This window comes from Luteibacter pinisoli, assembly GCF_006385595.1.
Taxonomy (GTDB): Bacteria; Pseudomonadota; Gammaproteobacteria; order Xanthomonadales; family Rhodanobacteraceae; genus Luteibacter; species Luteibacter pinisoli.
Genome location: NZ_CP041046.1, coordinates 3,278,012 through 3,294,494, shown reverse-complemented (window position 1 = coordinate 3,294,494; position 16,483 = coordinate 3,278,012). Strand labels below are relative to the sequence as shown.

General features: G+C 65.9%; 8 protein-coding genes and 1 pseudogene. 5 read left to right on the top strand and 4 right to left on the bottom strand.

The window, feature by feature from the left end; translation table 11 throughout:
- Positions 1 to 184: 184 nt before the first annotated feature.
- Genes FIV34_RS14980 through FIV34_RS14970 form a run of 3 tightly spaced genes read right to left on the bottom strand, consistent with a single transcriptional unit; the run spans position 185 to position 5,331 of the window.
- The gene (locus tag FIV34_RS14980; RefSeq protein ID WP_139984111.1) at positions 185 to 3,526 is read right to left on the bottom strand and encodes a multidrug efflux RND transporter permease subunit; all 3,342 of its coding nucleotides are present in this window, start codon (positions 3,524 to 3,526) and stop codon (positions 185 to 187) included.
- Between the two features lie 12 nt (positions 3,527 to 3,538).
- Positions 3,539 to 4,774 carry an efflux RND transporter periplasmic adaptor subunit gene (locus FIV34_RS14975; RefSeq protein ID WP_139984109.1) on the bottom strand — a complete coding sequence of 412 codons (1,236 nt, stop codon included), beginning with the start codon at positions 4,772 to 4,774 and terminating at the stop codon, positions 3,539 to 3,541.
- Positions 4,771 to 5,331, bottom strand: coding sequence for a TetR/AcrR family transcriptional regulator (locus FIV34_RS14970; protein ID WP_246058634.1), 561 nt, complete (start codon positions 5,329 to 5,331; stop codon positions 4,771 to 4,773). The genes FIV34_RS14975 and FIV34_RS14970 overlap by 4 nt, the downstream gene beginning before the upstream one ends.
- A gap of 363 nt (positions 5,332 to 5,694) precedes the next feature.
- Between FIV34_RS14970 and FIV34_RS14965 the strand changes: the two genes are divergently transcribed.
- The 3 genes from FIV34_RS14965 (at position 5,695) to FIV34_RS14955 (ending at position 12,409) form a co-directional block, all read left to right on the top strand.
- On the top strand, positions 5,695 to 10,614 hold the full coding sequence (locus tag FIV34_RS14965; protein WP_139984105.1) for an NAD-glutamate dehydrogenase: 4,920 nt from the start codon (positions 5,695 to 5,697) through the stop codon (positions 10,612 to 10,614).
- A 70-nt stretch (positions 10,615 to 10,684) separates the two neighbouring features.
- Positions 10,685 to 11,443: an NAD kinase gene (locus FIV34_RS14960; protein ID WP_139984103.1), complete on the top strand. Its 759-nt coding sequence runs from the start codon at positions 10,685 to 10,687 to the stop codon at positions 11,441 to 11,443.
- A gap of 24 nt (positions 11,444 to 11,467) precedes the next feature.
- The gene (locus tag FIV34_RS14955; protein WP_139984101.1) at positions 11,468 to 12,409 is read left to right on the top strand and encodes a 5'-nucleotidase; all 942 of its coding nucleotides are present in this window, start codon (positions 11,468 to 11,470) and stop codon (positions 12,407 to 12,409) included.
- A 1,302-nt stretch (positions 12,410 to 13,711) separates the two neighbouring features.
- Here FIV34_RS14955 and FIV34_RS14950 read toward each other — a convergent pair.
- Positions 13,712 to 14,587: a DMT family transporter gene (locus FIV34_RS14950; protein ID WP_139985984.1), complete on the bottom strand. Its 876-nt coding sequence runs from the start codon at positions 14,585 to 14,587 to the stop codon at positions 13,712 to 13,714.
- A 174-nt stretch (positions 14,588 to 14,761) separates the two neighbouring features.
- Between FIV34_RS14950 and FIV34_RS14945 the strand changes: the two genes are divergently transcribed.
- Positions 14,762 to 15,931, top strand: a complete 1,170-nt coding sequence (locus FIV34_RS14945) for an acyl-CoA dehydrogenase family protein (RefSeq protein WP_139984099.1) — start codon at positions 14,762 to 14,764, stop codon at positions 15,929 to 15,931.
- An 8-nt stretch (positions 15,932 to 15,939) separates the two neighbouring features.
- Positions 15,940 to 16,479 (top strand): annotated as a pseudogene (locus FIV34_RS14940) (GNAT family N-acetyltransferase).
- Positions 16,480 to 16,483 lie beyond the last annotated feature (4 nt).

Genomic DNA, 16,483 nt, shown 5'->3' with positions numbered 1-16,483 from the left:
CCATCAGGGTGGTCGGCAGGGAGAGCGTGTTGATGGGGTGCTGCGCGGTCGGGATCACGGATGCCTCTTGATGGTGGCCCGGTGAGACGTCTGGACGGCCAGATCGTTTTTTCATGCTGTGGCATGCCGCCAGGGATGTCAACCGCACAAAAAAAGAGCCCGGCGTTAGCCGGGCTCTTTCGTCTTACGTCCGATCGGTGCCCCGTCGGGGGTCCGAGTCGAAGGCGTGCACGTCGCCGATGTTCGGTGCGTGCGGCGCCACGTTCACGGCCGGGCTGCCACCGCCGCTGCCGTGCGGGTCGCTGCCGCCGCCGTGCGGGCCGTCATGGCCGCCGTCGTGATCATCGCCGTGGTGGCGAATGGTCTTCGAGGCTTCGTCCAGCTTGTCACCCAGCATGCGACGCACCACCACGTAGAACACCGGGATGAGCAGCAGGCCGAGGAACGTAGCGAACAGCATGCCGCCGATCACGCCGGTACCGATCGCGTGGCGGGAATTCGCACCCGCACCCGTGGAGATCGCCAGCGGCAACACGCCGAGGATGAACGCCAGCGAGGTCATCAGGATGGGGCGCAGTCGCAGGCGAGCGGCTTCCACCACCGAATCCTTGAGCGTCTTGCCCGCACCCTGCTGTTCCACCGCGAACTCGACAATCAGGATCGCGTTCTTCGCGGCCAGGCCGATCACGGTGATCAGGCCGATCTTGAAGAAGATGTCGTTCGGCAGGCCGCGCAGCATCGAGAACACCACCGTGCCGAGCAGGCCCAGCGGCACCACCAGCAGCACCGCCACCGGGATCGACCAGCTTTCGTACAGGGCGGCCAGGCAGAGGAACACGATGACGATGGAGAGCAACAGCAACATCGTGGACGAGTTGCCCGCCAGGATTTCTTGGTAGGACTGGCCGGTCCAGTCGTAGCCGAAGCCCTTGGGCAGCTTGTCGTTCACCATGCCTTCGACGATGCCCATGGCCTGGCCGGTGGAATAACCCGGGGCCTGGTTACCGACGATTTCCACGGCCGAGTAGCCGTTGTAGCGGGTGAGGCTGGGCGACGCGTTGATCCACTTGGAGTGGACCACCGTCGACAGCGGGATCATGTTGCTGTCGGTCGACGTCGTCGCGCTGCTGACGCTGCTCGTGGAACTCGAGCTGGTCGAGGCCGAGCTGAGCGTGCTCGGGGTAAAGATGTGGTCGAACGCATCCGTACCCATGCGGTACGGGGCGTCGGCCTGCAACATCACGCGCTTCACGCGGCCGCCGTACTGGAAGTCGTTGATGTACACCGGCGCCAGCGTGAGCTGGATGGCGGTGTAGATATCGCTGACCGACAGGCCCATGGTCTGCGCCTGGGTACGGTCGACGTCCAGCTGCAGGGTGGGCGCATCTTCCAGCGTGTTCGGACGGATACCCACCAGGCGCTTGTCCTGTGCGGCCGCGCCGAGCAGCTGATTGCGAGCCTGGGTCAGTTCGTCACGCGACTGGCCGGCACGTGCCTGCAGGTACATGTCGATACCGCCGAACTGCGACAGGCCGCGGATGGTCGGCAGGTTCACCACGAAGATCGTGGCGTTGGTCACCGACTGCAGCTTGCCGTTCATCGCACCGATGAACTGGGTGGCCGTCACGTCACGGTCCGACCAGTCCTTCAGGCGGATGAAGTCCATGCCGACGTTTTCACCCTGGCCCAGGAAGCTGAAGCCGGAGATCTGGAACACGCCGTCCACGGCCGCATCCTTGAGGATGACGGCGCGGATGTCTTCCTGCGCCTTCTGCGTGCGCTCCAGGCTGGCGCCCGGCGGCAGCTGCACGATGGCCAGCGCGTAGCCCTGGTCTTCGTCGGGGACGAAGCTGGTGGGCAGGCGGGTGAACAGGAAGCCGCAGAGCACCGTGATCAGCACGAACACGATCATCCAGCGCGGCGCATGGCGCACCGCCGAGGTGATGTGGCCGGCGTAGGTGTGCGTCGTCCAGTCGAAGACCTCGTTGAACTTGCGGTAGACGATGTTCTTCTTGCCCTGGCCGTGGTCGTGCTTGAGGATCGTGGCGCACAGGGCAGGGGTGAACGACAGCGCGAGGAAGGCCGAGAAGCCCATCGACACGGCGATGGTCAGCGCGAACTGCTTGTAGATGATGCCCGAGGCACCCGGCTGCAGCGCCGAGGGCACGAACACCGCCGCCAGCACCACGGTGATCGCCACGATGGCGCCGGTGATCTGGCCCATGGCCTTGCGCGTCGCCTCCTTCGGCGTCGCGTTTTCCTCGGACATGATGCGTTCGACGTTTTCGATAACGACGATCGCGTCATCCACCACGATACCGATGGCCAGCACCATGCCGAACAGGGTCAGCTGGTTGATGGTGAAGCCCAGCGGCGACAGGCCCAGGAAGGTGCCCAGCAGGGCCACCGGGATCACCAGGGTGGGGATGATCGTGGCGCGGAAGTTCTGCAGGAACAGCAGCATCACGAGGAAGACCAGGATGATCGCCTCGACGAGGGTGTGCACCACTTCCTCGATGGAGATCACCACGAACTTCGTCGTGTCGTACGGGGCGAACCAGGTCACGCCATCCGGGAAGCTCTTGGCCAGGTCGGCCATCTTCGCGCGCACGGCGTTGGCCACGTCCAGGGCGTTGGCGCCCGGCAGCAGCTGCACACCGAAGGCGCCCGTGGGCGTACCGTTCCATTCCGTGGCAAAGCCGTAGCTCTGCGGGCCCAGTTCCACGCGGGCGACGTCCTTCAGCTTCACCACGGTGCCGTCGTTATTGGCACGCAGGATGATGTTGGAGAACTGTTCCGCGGTGGTGAAGCGGCCTTCGGCCGACACGGTGGCGCTGAAGCCCTGGCCATTGCTGGCCGGGTCGGTACCGATCGAGCCGGCGGCGAACTGCACGTTCTGGGTCGACAGGGCCGACTGCAGGTCGGTCGCCGAGAGGCCGTAGCCACGCAGCTTGTCCGGGTTCAGCCACACGCGCATGCCGTATTCGGCACCGAGCTGGCGGGTGCTGCCGACGCCGGGGATGCGCGCCACCTGGTCGAGCACCTGCGACGACACGATATCCATCAGGCGATGGCTGTCGATGGCCGGGTTGGTCGAGGTGAGGGCGACGAACATCAGGAAGTCGGGGTTGGACTTGGCCACCACGACGCCCTGCTGGGTCACTTCCGACGGGAGGCGCGGCGTGGCCAGCGAGACCTTGTTCTGCACCTGCACCTGCGCGATGTCAGGATCGGTACCGGTTTCGAAGGTCAGCGTGACCGTGGCCTGGCCCGACGAGCTGGACGAGGAGCTGAAGTACAACAGGTGATCGATACCGGTCAGCTGCTGCTCGATCACCTGCGTCACGGTCTTTTCGGTCGTATCCGCACTCGCACCCGGGTAGGTCGCCGTAACGACGACCTGCGGGGGCGCGATGTTCGGGTACGACTCGATGCCCATGTTCAGCAGGGAGATCGTGCCGCAAAGGCTGATCAGGATCGCCACGACCCACGCGAAGATGGGGCGGTCGATGAAGAAACTCGGCATGACGGAACTCCCTTACTGCTTGCCGGCGGGGGCGGCAGCGGTGCCTGCCTTCGCCGGGGCCGCGCCAGCGGCGTCCGGCTGCTTCGCCGGCTGCGCGTTGACCGGCGCGTTGTCCTTCGCCTTGGGCACGCCCTCGACGATCACCTTGTCACCCGGGTTCAGGCCGCTGGTCACCACCCAGTTCGTGCCGCTGAGGCGGTCCGTCTGGATCTGGTGGCGGACGGCAGCCGACTCGATGGTCTTCTCCTCGCCCGACTGCGGGTCCTTCATCTTGGCGGTGCCGACGACCATGACGTAGGCCGAGTTGGCGTCGCGGAGCACGGCGGGCTGCGGCACCAGGTACACGTTGTGCAGGTCACCCAGGGTGGCCTTCACGGTGACGAACTGGCCCGGCAGCAGGCGCTGGTTGGTGTTCGGCAGCAGGGCGCGCAGGTCGGTGGTGCCGGTCTGCGGGTTCACGGTGGCCGACGAGAAGTCGAGCTGGCCGGTCTCGCCGAAGTCCGAACCGTCCGGCATCTGGATGCGGACCTGCGACTGGTCGGTGGCGGACAGCGTGGCCGAGCCCTTGGCGGCGGCCGTGCGCATCGTGTCCAGGTCGGAGACCGACATGCTGAAGTTGATGTAGACCTTGTCCAGTTCGTCCACCTGGGTGAGCAGGGTGGTATCGCCCTGGCCCACCAGGGCGCCCTCGGTGACCTGCTGCTTGCCGGCGCGGCCGGAGATCGGCGAGCGGACATCGGTGAAGCCCAGGTTGATGCGCGCCGACTGCACGGCGGCCTCGGCCTGCTTCACGGCGGCGTTGGAGGTGCGCTCGGTGGCCTCGGCGGTGTCGAGGTCGGCACGCGAGACGTAGTTCTTGCCGATGAGGCCGCGGGCGCGATCGGCCTGGGCCTTGCTGTTCACGGCCGTGGCCTTCGCGGACGCCAGGTTGGCCACCTGCGCGTCAAGTTCGGCCTGCAGCGGCGCCGGGTCGATCTTGAACAGCGACTGGCCTTCCTTCACGTCCGTACCTTCCGTGTACAGGCGGTGCAGGAGGATGCCGGGCACGCGGGCGCGCACATCGGCGGTGCGGAACGCGGAAACGCGCCCGACCTGGTCCTGGACGAGCGGAACGTCCTGCGGCTGGACGGTGATGACACCCACCTGCGGCGGGGGCGGCTGCTGGGGGGCTTCCTGCTTGTGGCAGGCGGCCAGCGCGACGATAAGGCCGGCCGACAGCAGGGTGGTGCGCAGGGGCAGGGGATTCATGAGAACTCCGTTCCTTTTCCAGGTTTCTTGTTTGTTCGCGTCCGGCCATCCGGGAGGATGTCGTACGCATGCATAAATACTGTTACCGCATGCCGGGCCCAGTCGTCCTGTGCCTTGGGCCCCCGGGCACGCAGGCCAAACAGGCGGCGGTCCCCTTCCAGCCCATGCAACATGGACAGGAACAGTTCCGCCGCCACGGCCGGGTCTTCCCGGCGCATATCGCCGTTGTCCATCGCCTCGGCCATGCAGCTGGATAACCGCACGGCCACCGTTTCGATGGCCGTGCGGAAAAAAGTCCGCGCCGCCGCCGGAAAGCGGGGCGCCTCGGCGATCAACATTCGCCCGAGGGCGACGTTTTCGTGATCCATCACGTGGGTCTGGTGCGCCTGCGCCAATGCGAGCAAGGTGGCTGCCAGGCCGCGGCGCTCCGGGGACAGGCTCGCGTGGAGCGGCAGGACAAGTTGTTCGACGGCAGCGTGGAAAAGGTTGTCCTTGTTCTCGAAATGCGCGTAAACGGTTTGCTTGGACACCCCGGCCTCGCGAGCCACGGCGCCCATGCTGACGCGGTAACCATCGCGCAGGAACAGGGCACAGGCCGCCTGGAGCACCCGCTGCTGCCGATCTGACGCGGGGCGGCTCTCCAGGTGAGACATACCTATACCTGCTGGACTATACCGTCCAGTTTAGAATCTCCCCGTCGCCAGCGTCAACGGTCATGACGCCCATTCGCACGCGAATTGTTGCGACGCACATGTCGTGCCAATCCACCCTGCGTGCCCAGTGCGTCTTTACTAACGGATGAATTGCCGCGCTGCGGTGAAAATCACTTGAATCGCATATGCGATCGGTGTGGCTCTATGACACGTACGAGAGCTATGCTTTTACGGTTTTCCCAACTATCCCCACATCGATATCTGCCCATGAATGCGATTCGCGCGGCCGAAAACGGCCAGTTCCAGACGCTCGTTTTCGATGAACTGAAGAAAATCGACTTCCCGACCGGCCGCCTCAATGAGGCGCGCTTCTTCATCGAGGCCTTCTTTGAACGCATGGCGCAGGCGGACCATGCCCTGCACACCCCGGACCGCTGGGCGGCGCTGATCGCCGACCTGCTCGACTTCGCGCGGGAGCGCCAGCCGGGCAAGGCCAAGGTGCGGGTGTACAACCCGGGCGTCTCCGGTACCCGTGCGGTGATCGAGGTGGTCACCGACGACATGCCCTTCCTCGTGGACACCGTTTCCATGGTGGCTGCGGCCCATGCCGACATCCACGCCATCATCCACCCGGTGGTGCCGGTGACGCGTTCGGCCGCCGGCCAGATGGAAGCCATGGGCACCGGCGACCACGCCGAGTCGATCATGCGCTTCGAGATCGACCGCATCGACGACACCGAGCTGGACACGGTCAAGGCCAACCTCGAGACCGCGCTGGCCGACGTGCGCGAAGCCGTCACCGACTGGAAGGCGATGCGCGCGAAGATGCAGGAGGTCGCCGCCGACCTCGGCAAGCGCTCCCTGCCGTACACCGGCGAGGAAGTCCACGAGGCCGCCGAATTCCTGAACTGGGTGGCGGATAACCACTTCACCTTCATGGGTTACCGCGAATACGAAGTCGCCGCCGACGCAGGCGACGAAGTGCTGCGCACGGTGGAAGGCTCGGGCCTGGGCATCCTGCGCACGGCCGAGCGCTCGCTCGCGCCGCGTTCGCTGCGCACGCTGGCCGCCAGCGAGCTGCCGCGCTCCGGTGCCACCGACGCGATCATCCTGACCAAGACCAACGCCCGCTCGCCGATCCACCGCGCGGGCTACATGGATTACATCGGCGTCCTGCGCTTCGACGGCAACGGCCGCCCGGTGGCCGAGCAGCGCTTCCTGGGCCTGTTCTCGTCCAACGCCTACATGGCTCACCCGCAGCACGTGCCGCTGGTCCGCGACAAGTGCGAGGCCGTGATGGCGCGCTCGGGCCTGAAGCGCGATTCGCACTCGGGCAAGGCGCTGCAGCACATCCTCGACACGCTGCCGCGCGATGAGCTGTTCCAGTGCAGCACCGATGAGCTCTTCGCGCTGGCCTCCGGCCTGCTCGAGCTGGCCCAGCGTACGCGCACCCGCCTGTTCATCCGCCGCGACAGCTACGGCCGGTTCTTCTCCTGCCTGGTGTTCATCCCGCGCGATCGCTTCAACACCACCGTGCGCGAGCGCGTCGAAGCCGTGCTTCGCGAAGCGTTCCATGGCGAGCACGTGGATTCCGCGGTGCTGATGGGTGAAGCCGCCCTGGTGCGCCTGCATGTCGTCGTGCGTCCGCGCATCGGCGACCATCCGGTGTACGACGCCGCGGAGATCGAGGCCAAGATCACCTCGATCGCCCGCAACTGGTATGACGAATTGCGCGACCAGCTGGTGGAAACCGCCGGTGAGCAGCAGGGCATCATCCTGGCCAACCGCTATGGCAAGTCGCTGCCGGCCGGCTACGTGGACGAAGTGTCCCCGGCTGTCGCCGCGGCCGACGTCCGTTCGCTGGCGGGCCTCGATGGCCCCGATGCGATCAGCATGTCGTTCTACCACCCGCCGCACCGTCCGGAAGAGCTGCGCTTCAAGGTCTACCGTTCGGGATCGGACATCGCGCTCTCCGAAGTGCTGCCGCAGCTGGAGAACCTCGGCCTGCGCGTGCTCACCGAGCACATGTACGAAGTGAAGGTGGGCGAAGGCTCGCTGTACATCCAGGATTTCGAAGTGCAGCCGGTGGGTCGCCTGGCGTTCGACGTCTCGCAGGTGGGCACCATCTTCGAAGACGCCTTCGAGCAGATCTGGCGCGGCAACGCGGAGAACGACGGCTTCAACCGCCTCGTCCTCGGCGCCAAGCTCAACTGGCGCCAGGTGGCCGTCCTGCGCGGCTACTGCAAGTACCTGCTGCAGACCGGCGTCGCGTTCTCCCAGGCGTACATGGAAGACGCCCTGAACCGCTACCCGGCCATCGCCGGGCTGATCATCGAAATGTTCAACGCGCGCTTCGATCCACGCCGCGAGAACATGAATGAGAAGGAGCGCGCTTACGCCGAGGGCATGCTCTCGCACGAGATGCACGCCCTGATCGACCAGGACACGCTGGCGACGCATCCGGCGCTGATCGGCAATCTCATTGCCGCTCTCGCCCTGCCGCGCGACCAGCAGGCCGCGGCCGTCGAGGAGGCGATCAACGCGCTGCTCGACAACGTCTCCAGCCTCGACGAAGACCGCATCCTGCGCAGCTTCATCTCGCTGGTGCATGCCACCCTGCGCACCAGCTTCTTCCAGGCCTTTGACGGTGCATACCGCGCCTATATCGCCTTCAAGTTCGACAGCCACCAGGTGCCCGAGCTGGCCAAGCCGGTGCCGTACCGCGAGATCTTCGTGTACGCCCCGCGCGTGGAAGGCATCCACCTGCGCTTCGGTTCCGTCGCGCGCGGCGGCCTGCGCTGGTCGGATCGCCGCGAGGATTTCCGTACGGAAGTGCTTGGCCTGGTGAAGGCGCAGATGGTGAAAAACACCGTCATCGTGCCGGTGGGTTCGAAGGGCGGCTTCTTCGTGAAGCGTCCGCCGGTGGGCGGCGATCGTGACGCGCAGCTGGCCGAGGGCATCGCGTGCTATCGCATGTTCATCAACGGCCTGCTCGACATCACCGATAACCTGGTCGAAGGCAAGGTCGTCCCGCCGCACGACGTGGTCCGCCACGACAACGACGATCCGTACCTGGTCGTCGCCGCGGACAAGGGCACGGCGACGTTCTCCGATATCGCCAACGCGATCTCCACCGAGCACGGCTTCTGGCTGGACGACGCGTTCGCATCGGGCGGCTCGAACGGTTACGACCACAAGGGCATGGGCATCACCGCCAAGGGCGCGTGGGAGTCGGTCAAGCGCCACTTCCGTGCCATGGGCCGGGATAGCCAGACCCAGGACTTCACGACCGTGGGCGTGGGTGATATGTCCGGCGACGTGTTCGGCAACGGCATGCTGCTCTCCGAGCACATCCGCCTGCTGGCCGCGTTCGACCACCGCCACATCTTCCTCGACCCGAATCCGGATGCGGCGAAGAGCTTTGTCGAGCGCCAGCGCATGTTCGCGCTGCCGCGTTCGTCGTGGGAGGACTACGACAAGTCGCTGATCTCCGCGGGCGGTGGCGTGTACCCGCGCAGCGCCAAGTCCATTCCGGTGTCGGCCGAGGTGAAGGCGGTGCTGGGCATCCGTGCCGACGCCACCCACATGGCGCCGAACGACCTGCTCTCGGCCATCCTCAAGGCGCCGGTGGACCTCCTGTGGAACGGCGGCATCGGCACCTACGTGAAGGCCACCAGCGAAACCCATGCCGAGGTCGGCGACCGCGCGAACAACGCGCTGCGCGTCAACGGCAATGAGCTGCGCTGCAAGGTGATCGGCGAAGGCGGCAACCTGGGCATGACCCAGAAGGGCCGCATCGAGGCCGCGCAGGCCGGCGTGTTGATGAATACGGACTTCATCGACAACTCCGCGGGCGTGGACACCTCCGATCACGAGGTGAACATCAAGATCCTGCTGAACGACGCCGTGCAGCGTGGTGAGCTCACCTTCGAAGGCCGCAACAAGCAGCTGGCCGAGATGACGGACGAAGTGGGCCGCCTCGTGCTCTGGGATAACTACCGCCAGAACCAGGCCATCACCGTCATGGAGCACCAGTCGGTGCGCCGCCTGGGCTCGATGGCGCACTTCATCAGCACGCTGGAGGCCGAAGGGCTGCTCGACCGTGCCGTGGAGTCGCTGCCCACCGCCGCGGAGCTTGCCGAGCGCAAGCAGCGTGCCCAGGGCATGACCCGTCCGGAACTGTCGGTGCTGCTCTCGTACGACAAGATCCGCCTGTTCCAGCAGCTGCTGGATTCGGACGTGCCGGAAGATCCGTACCTGTCGCGCGAGCTGGTGCGTTACTTCCCCGTGCCGCTGCACGAGAAGTACGCCGAGCACATGCAGCGCCATCGCCTGAAGCGCGAGATCATCGCCACGGCGGTGACCAACTCGACGATCAACCGCATGGGCGCCACGTTCATGATGCGCATGCAGGAAGACACGGGCCACGGCCCGGCGTCCATTGCCAAGGCGTACACGGCGGCGCGCGAAATCCTCGATGCCCGCGATCTCTGGGCTGAGCTGGAGGCGCTGGATGGCAAGGTGGCCGAAGACACGCAGATCGACGCGATCCTGCAGATCTGGTCGCTGCTGCGCCACCTGACCCGCTGGCTGCTCAACCGTCCGGGCGGTTCGCTGGATATCGCGGCCAACGTCGACCGTTACGCGGCCGGGGTAACCACCCTGCGCAAGGCCCTGCCGGACGCGCTCACCGACACCGGTCGTGGCGATTTCGAAGCCAGCCAGGAAAAGTGGGAAGGCTTCGGCATCCCCACCGAACTGGCCGTGCGCCTGGCCCGGGTTCCGGTGCTGCGTGCGGCACTCGACATGGTCGAAGTGTCGAAGCAGAGCGGCAAGGACATCGCCACGGTGGCCAAGGTGTTCTATGAACTGGGCGAAGCCCTGGACCTGGAATGGCTGCGCGGTCAGATCGAGGCGTTGCCGGTGGAAGGGGCGTGGCACGCCCAGGCCCGCGGTTCGCTGCTGGACGAGCTCAATGCCCAGCATCGCGCCCTGGCCCTGCAGGTGCTCTCCATCGCCGGTGACCGCACCGACGTGAGCCCGGTGAAGGCCTGGCTGGAACGCGACGATGCCACGCTGAAGTACACCCGCAGCATGCTCGCCGAGATCCTCACCCAGAACGCCGACTACCCGATCGCTTCGGTCGCCGTCCGCCGCCTGGCCCAGCTGGCGCAGATCCCGGTGTAACGAACAGGGGCCCCGCTTCGGCGGGGCCTCTTGCTGCTAAGCTCCGGCTTGGTCCTTTACGCAGCCCGCCATGCGCCTAGCCTTTGTTGCCAGCGAAACCGATGTCGCCCAGCGCGCCCGCGTGGTGCTCGACAAGCGCTACGGCGGTGTTGAGCCCGCCGATGCCGAGATCATCGTCTCGCTCGGTGGCGACGGCTTCATGCTGCGCACCCTGCATGCCCACCGCGCCCTCGGCATTCCGTTCTACGGGATGAAGCTGGGCCGGCTTGGCTTCCTGATGAACAAGCACGAGCCTGAAGGCCTGGTCGAGCGTATCGAGCGGGCGCATCCGGCCGTCCTGCACCCGCTGGAGATGCATTGCATCTGCTGCGATGGCGTGGAGCACCGCGCGCTTGCCTTCAACGAAGTGGCCCTGCTGCGCCAGAGCAACCAGGCCGCCCATCTGCAGGTGCGCCTGAACGGCGAGGTGAAGCTGGACGAACTGGTGTGCGACGGCATCCTTGTCGCCACGCCGGCCGGGTCCACCGCCTACAACCTGTCGGCCCACGGCCCGATCCTGCCGCTGGACGCCAACGTGCTGGCGCTCACGCCAATCAGCCCGTTCCGTCCGCGACGCTGGCGCGGCGCCATCCTGCCGCACGCGGCCAAGGTGGGCTTTGACACGAAAGACCCGAACAAGCGGCCGATCAGCGCCACCGCCGATTTCCACGAAGTGCGTGACGTGCGCACGGTGGACATCCGCCAGAGTCGCCGCCACGGCGTACGGCTGCTGTTCGACCCGGAACACAACCTGCAGCAGCGCATCCTCGATGAGCAGTTCGCGCTGTAGCCGATACCCACGGACCGCCACGCCATGAACGCCCCCGACGAAACCCAGCCCAGTAGCGCCCACGCCGAATCATCCGTCGGCGATAACCGCCTCGTGGTGGCGATTTCGTCGCGCGCGCTGTTCGACATGGGGAGCAGCCATGAGCTGTTCGAGCGCGACGGCCTGGATGCGTACCGCACGTACCAGATCGAGCACGAAGACGAGCTGCTCAAGCCCGGCGTCGCGTTCCCGCTCGTGCAGAAGCTGCTGGGCCTGAACAAGCTCTCGGGCGACCTGCCCGCGGTGGAAGTGATCCTGCTTTCGCGCAATTCCGGTGATACCGGCCTGCGCATCTTCAACGCCATCCAGCATTACGGCCTGGGCATCTCGCGTGCGGCCTTCACCAGCGGCGCGCCGACCTCCGATTACATCGCTCCGTTCAAGGCCGACCTGTTCCTGTCGGCCAACGCCGAGGACGTGGGCCGCGCGCTGCGCGCCGGCGTCGCGGCGGCGACGATCCTGCCCTCCATCGCGCCGCCCCGGTCCACCGAGCAGCTGCGCATCGCCTTCGACGGTGACGCGGTGATCTTCGGCGACGAGGGCGAACGGGTGTCGCAGGAGCAGGGCCTGGATGCGTTCCACCGCAACGAGACCGAACTCTGGGCCGAGCCGCTCTCCGGCGGCCCGTTCCGTGGCTTTCTCTCGGCGTTGCATCGCCTCCAGGCGGCGTTCCCCGCCGAGACCTCGCCGATCCGCACGGCCCTGGTTACGGCACGCTCCGCGCCCGCCCACAAGCGCGTGATCCTCACGCTGCGCCGCTGGGGCGTCCGCATCGACGAAGCGCTGTTCCTCGGTGGTCGCGACAAGGGTCCGTTCCTCGACGCCTTCGGCGCCGACATCTTCTTCGACGATAGCCCCGCCAATGTGGAATCCGCCCGCCGTGTCGTGGCCACGGGCCACGTGCCGCACGGCGTCAGCAATTCATAGGCATACTCGCAGAAAATAATGCGTAAACCCTTGATTTGAGGCGATTCGTATTGACGGTATGGCGTTACGGGGCTAAAGTACGCGGCAGACGCCAAAGCCGGATGGCCAAAAGCCAGCGTCGCCTGCCACCCAGTGGCTCCGCCCGGTGCGGACGCAAGAGGTTTTCGGACTAAGAAGCCCCGCTATGCGGGGCTTCGCTTTTTCTAGCGTGGTGGATGAGGTTGTGTCCCACGAAGGGCGTGGCCCAGGAGGGCGTTGAACGCAATTCGCCCAGTGGTTGGCATGCCCTTTCCCTGCTCAAGGGGATAAGCGCTTTGGACAACGAGCAGTAGTGCCGATGGACCCTCCCGGTGCCAACGCCTGACGTTGAAGAAGACCGCATATCTGCTCGCCTCTTCGTTGGCCGCGTTAGCGAGATCCACCGTCACATAGTTGTCGTGTCTGCCGAAGGCGCATGGCCGCTCGTGGAGCGTCGTGACGATGCCTGGAAGCCGCGTCGACAACCGGTACCGTTCGGGATCGAACTCACGCGTTTCGCGTTTGTCGCGATACGTATCGACCCGTTCGGTCGTTGGGCTGCACTTACGGGTGAAGCAGTGGAGACCGAAGCCTACGTGGACTGTGACAATCGCCTCGGGTCGGTTGTTTGTTGCCTTCAAGGCGTGGACGAATCGGATCGGGTGAAGATGATCCAGCGTATGACGTTCTCCCATCGGGTCGACATGCGGTCGCCACCGCATGAGCCCGGCGTTCCAGTGAGTCCCCATGATGTGCGCGTCGTTTCAGGAGCTGCGCGGCAGTGGGGAGGAAGACGTCGGTGTGGCGCGCATGGTCGGCTCCAAATAGGGAGCCGACATAGTTTCGAATACGGTAAGGGCAACGAATCAGGGATTGCTGACTCTTGCGTGGGCGATTCTCGTGACACACGTCGGATTCGCTCACGCACACACCGTCAACCATCGGATCCCGTGATTCCTTTTTTGCGAAGGCCCGCGTTGAGGGGATTCGGATTGACTCACGTCGCAATATGGGTAGCGTTCGTCCCAGGCGTCAAAGTCGGATGGCCACAAGCCAGCGTCGCCTGCCACCCAGTGGCTCCGCCCGATGCGGACGCAAGAGGTTTTCGGACTACGGAGCCCCGCACTGCGGGGCTTTCGCTTTTATTAGTTCAACGAACCGACGCCGCTTTGAACCGCGACACGAGCAAGGTCATCGTCGTGTCGCCGCCTTCGATGGTGAGCAGTGCGCGTTCGCCCATGCCGCCACGGCGTGTCGGCGCGCGCCTTCAATCGACGGCGTGCATCAGACGATATTCGTCCAGCGCCACCAGTCGGTTTTCTTTTCTTCGCGGACGAAGGTGAACAGGCCGGCGCCGAGGATGAGCACGATGCCGATGAGCATCGGCCAGTCCAGGTGGTCGTGGAAAATGAGGTAGCCGAACAGGATGGCCCACAACATCTGGCTGTACTGCGTGGGCGCCACGCGGTTGGCCGGGGCGTTCTGCGTCGCAAGCATCAGCAGCACGGCACCGGCCGCGGCAAAGAGACCGTAGCCGAGCACCAGGAACCACTGGTGCGCATCGGGCCAGACGAAGTGCGGCAGCATCATGATGAAGCCGGCGATCATCGGGCCGATGACGCCGGCGCCATACAGCGTGATGCGCTTTTCGGTGGCGCCCGCCATGCGCAGGGCGATGATCGACAGGGCGCCGGTGATGCCGCAGATGATCGCCGCGACGTGGCCGGTGCCCAGGTGGCGGAAACCCGGGCGAAGGACGACGAGCACGCCGAGGAAGCCCACCAGCACCGCCGACCAGCGCCGCCAGCCCACGTGCTCGCGCAGGAAGATCACCGAGAGGATGGTGACGAAGATCGGTAGCAGGAAGATGAGGCAGAACGCCTCGGCCATGGGCAGGGCGGTGAACGCCATGACGGCGGTGACGTTGCCGATGGCGCCGGCCATGGCGCGCAGCAGCCACAGGCCGGGCAGCTTCGAGATGACGATCTCGCTCCAGCGGTCTTCCTTTTTCTTCAGGAAGGGCAGGGCCGCCAGGGCCAGCACCGCGCCGAAGAAGACGGCCTCATACGCGGGCAGGGTGCCTTCCAGCGACTTCACGAAGGCATCGCTCCACGCGTAGGCCGCGTAGCAGGCAAAGCCCAGGATCACACCTTTGAACATGGACATAGCGCGGGAGCCCGGCGTCAAAGGCCTAATGTAGTCCAAGGGCCGCCCCACCGGGCGGCTCGAAGGCCCTCCCAGCCGCACCATGGGGTTTGCTGCGCCCCGGCATGACCCGGTCTTCACACGGGTCTACAATCAGGGGCTTTCCGGTCCCCGCCCACGAGTATCCGCATGGCCCACCGTCTCGACCCGCTCGATCTCTATGACGTCCGTTCGCTGCTGACGGATGAAGAACGCATGGTGCAGGATGCCGTCGGCCGCTTTGTCGACGAAAAGGTGCTGCCGATCATCGGCGACGCCTTTGACCAGGCCCGCTTCCCGTCGGAACTCGTGCCCGAGATTGCCGCCCTGGGGCTGCTCGGGGCGACCCTGCCCGAGGAATACGGCTGCGCCGGCATGAACGGTGTCAGCTACGGCCTGATCTGCCAGGAACTCGAGCGCGGCGATTCCGGCCTGCGCAGCTTCGCCTCGGTGCAGAGCTCGCTGTGCATGTACCCGATCTTCGCCTACGGCTCGGAAGAGCAGAAGCGCGAATACCTGCCGCGCATGGCGGCAGGTGAAGTCATCGGCTGCTTCGGCCTGACCGAGCCGCACGGTGGTTCGGATCCGGCGAACATGAAGACCCTGGCGCGCCGCGATGGCGACGACTGGGTCATCAACGGCGCCAAGATGTGGATCACCAACGGCAACCTCGCGCACATCGCCATCGTGTGGGCGCAGACGGACGACGGCATCCAGGGTTTCATCGTGCCGACCGATACCAAGGGCTTCGCCGCCCAGGTGGTGCACAAGAAGATGAGCCTGCGCGCCTCGGTGACCTCGGCGCTGTTCTTCGACGACGTGCGCGTGCCCGACAGCGCGCGCCTGCCCAAGGTGAAGGGCCTGAAGGGCCCGCTCGGCTGCCTTACCCAGGCCCGCTACGGCATCACCTGGGGCCCGATCGGTGCCGCCCAGGCCTGCCTGAAGGAAGTGCTCGACTACTCGTCCCAGCGCATCCTGTTCGGCCGCCCGCTGGCCGCCAACCAGGCCGTGCAGGTGCGCCTGGCCGACATGGCCCGCCGCATTACCGCCGCGCAGCTGATCTCGCTGCAGCTGGGCCGCCTGAAGGATGCAGGTCGCCTGCAGCCCACCCAGGTGTCGCTGGCGAAGTGGAACAACGTGCGCATGGCCCTGGATATCGCCCGTGATTGCCGCGACATCCTCGGTGGTGCCGGTATCACCACGGAGCATTCCGCGATCCGCCACGCGCTGAACCTGGAATCGGTCATCACCTACGAAGGCACGGAAACCGTGCACCAGCTGGTGGTCGGCCGCGAGCTCACCGGCATCAACGCGTTCTGATCCGGGCCATGCACGGACCGCGCATCGAGACCGACCGGCTGATCCTTCGACCCACGGCGGCGGAGGATTTCGACGCGTGGGCCGCCTGCATGGCCGACCCGGAAGTTAATCGCTTCCTGGGCGGGCCGCAGCCGCGCGCCGTGGCCTGGCGCAACTTCATGACCATGGCGGGCTCGTGGAGCATCCTCGGCTTCGGCATGTTCTCGGTGATCGAGCGCGCCTCGGGTCGCTGGGTCGGTCGCCTCGGGCCCTGGCATCCGGAAGGCTGGCCGGGGGATGAGATTGGCTGGGGCCTGCTGCGTGAGACCTGGGGCAAGGGCTACGCCACCGAAGGCGCGGCAGCGTCCATGGACTGGGCGTTCGACACGCTGGGCTGGACCAGGTGATCCATTCGATCAACCCGGACAACGTCGCCTCCATCAATCAGCGTGGCGAAGAAGCTGGGGTCCACCTTGCTGGGCCCAGGCACGCTGCCGGCACCGTTCGAGGGCGACGTCGTCGACCTGTGGGGGCAGACGCGTGAGCAATGGTTCGCGCGTCGCCGCTGATCCT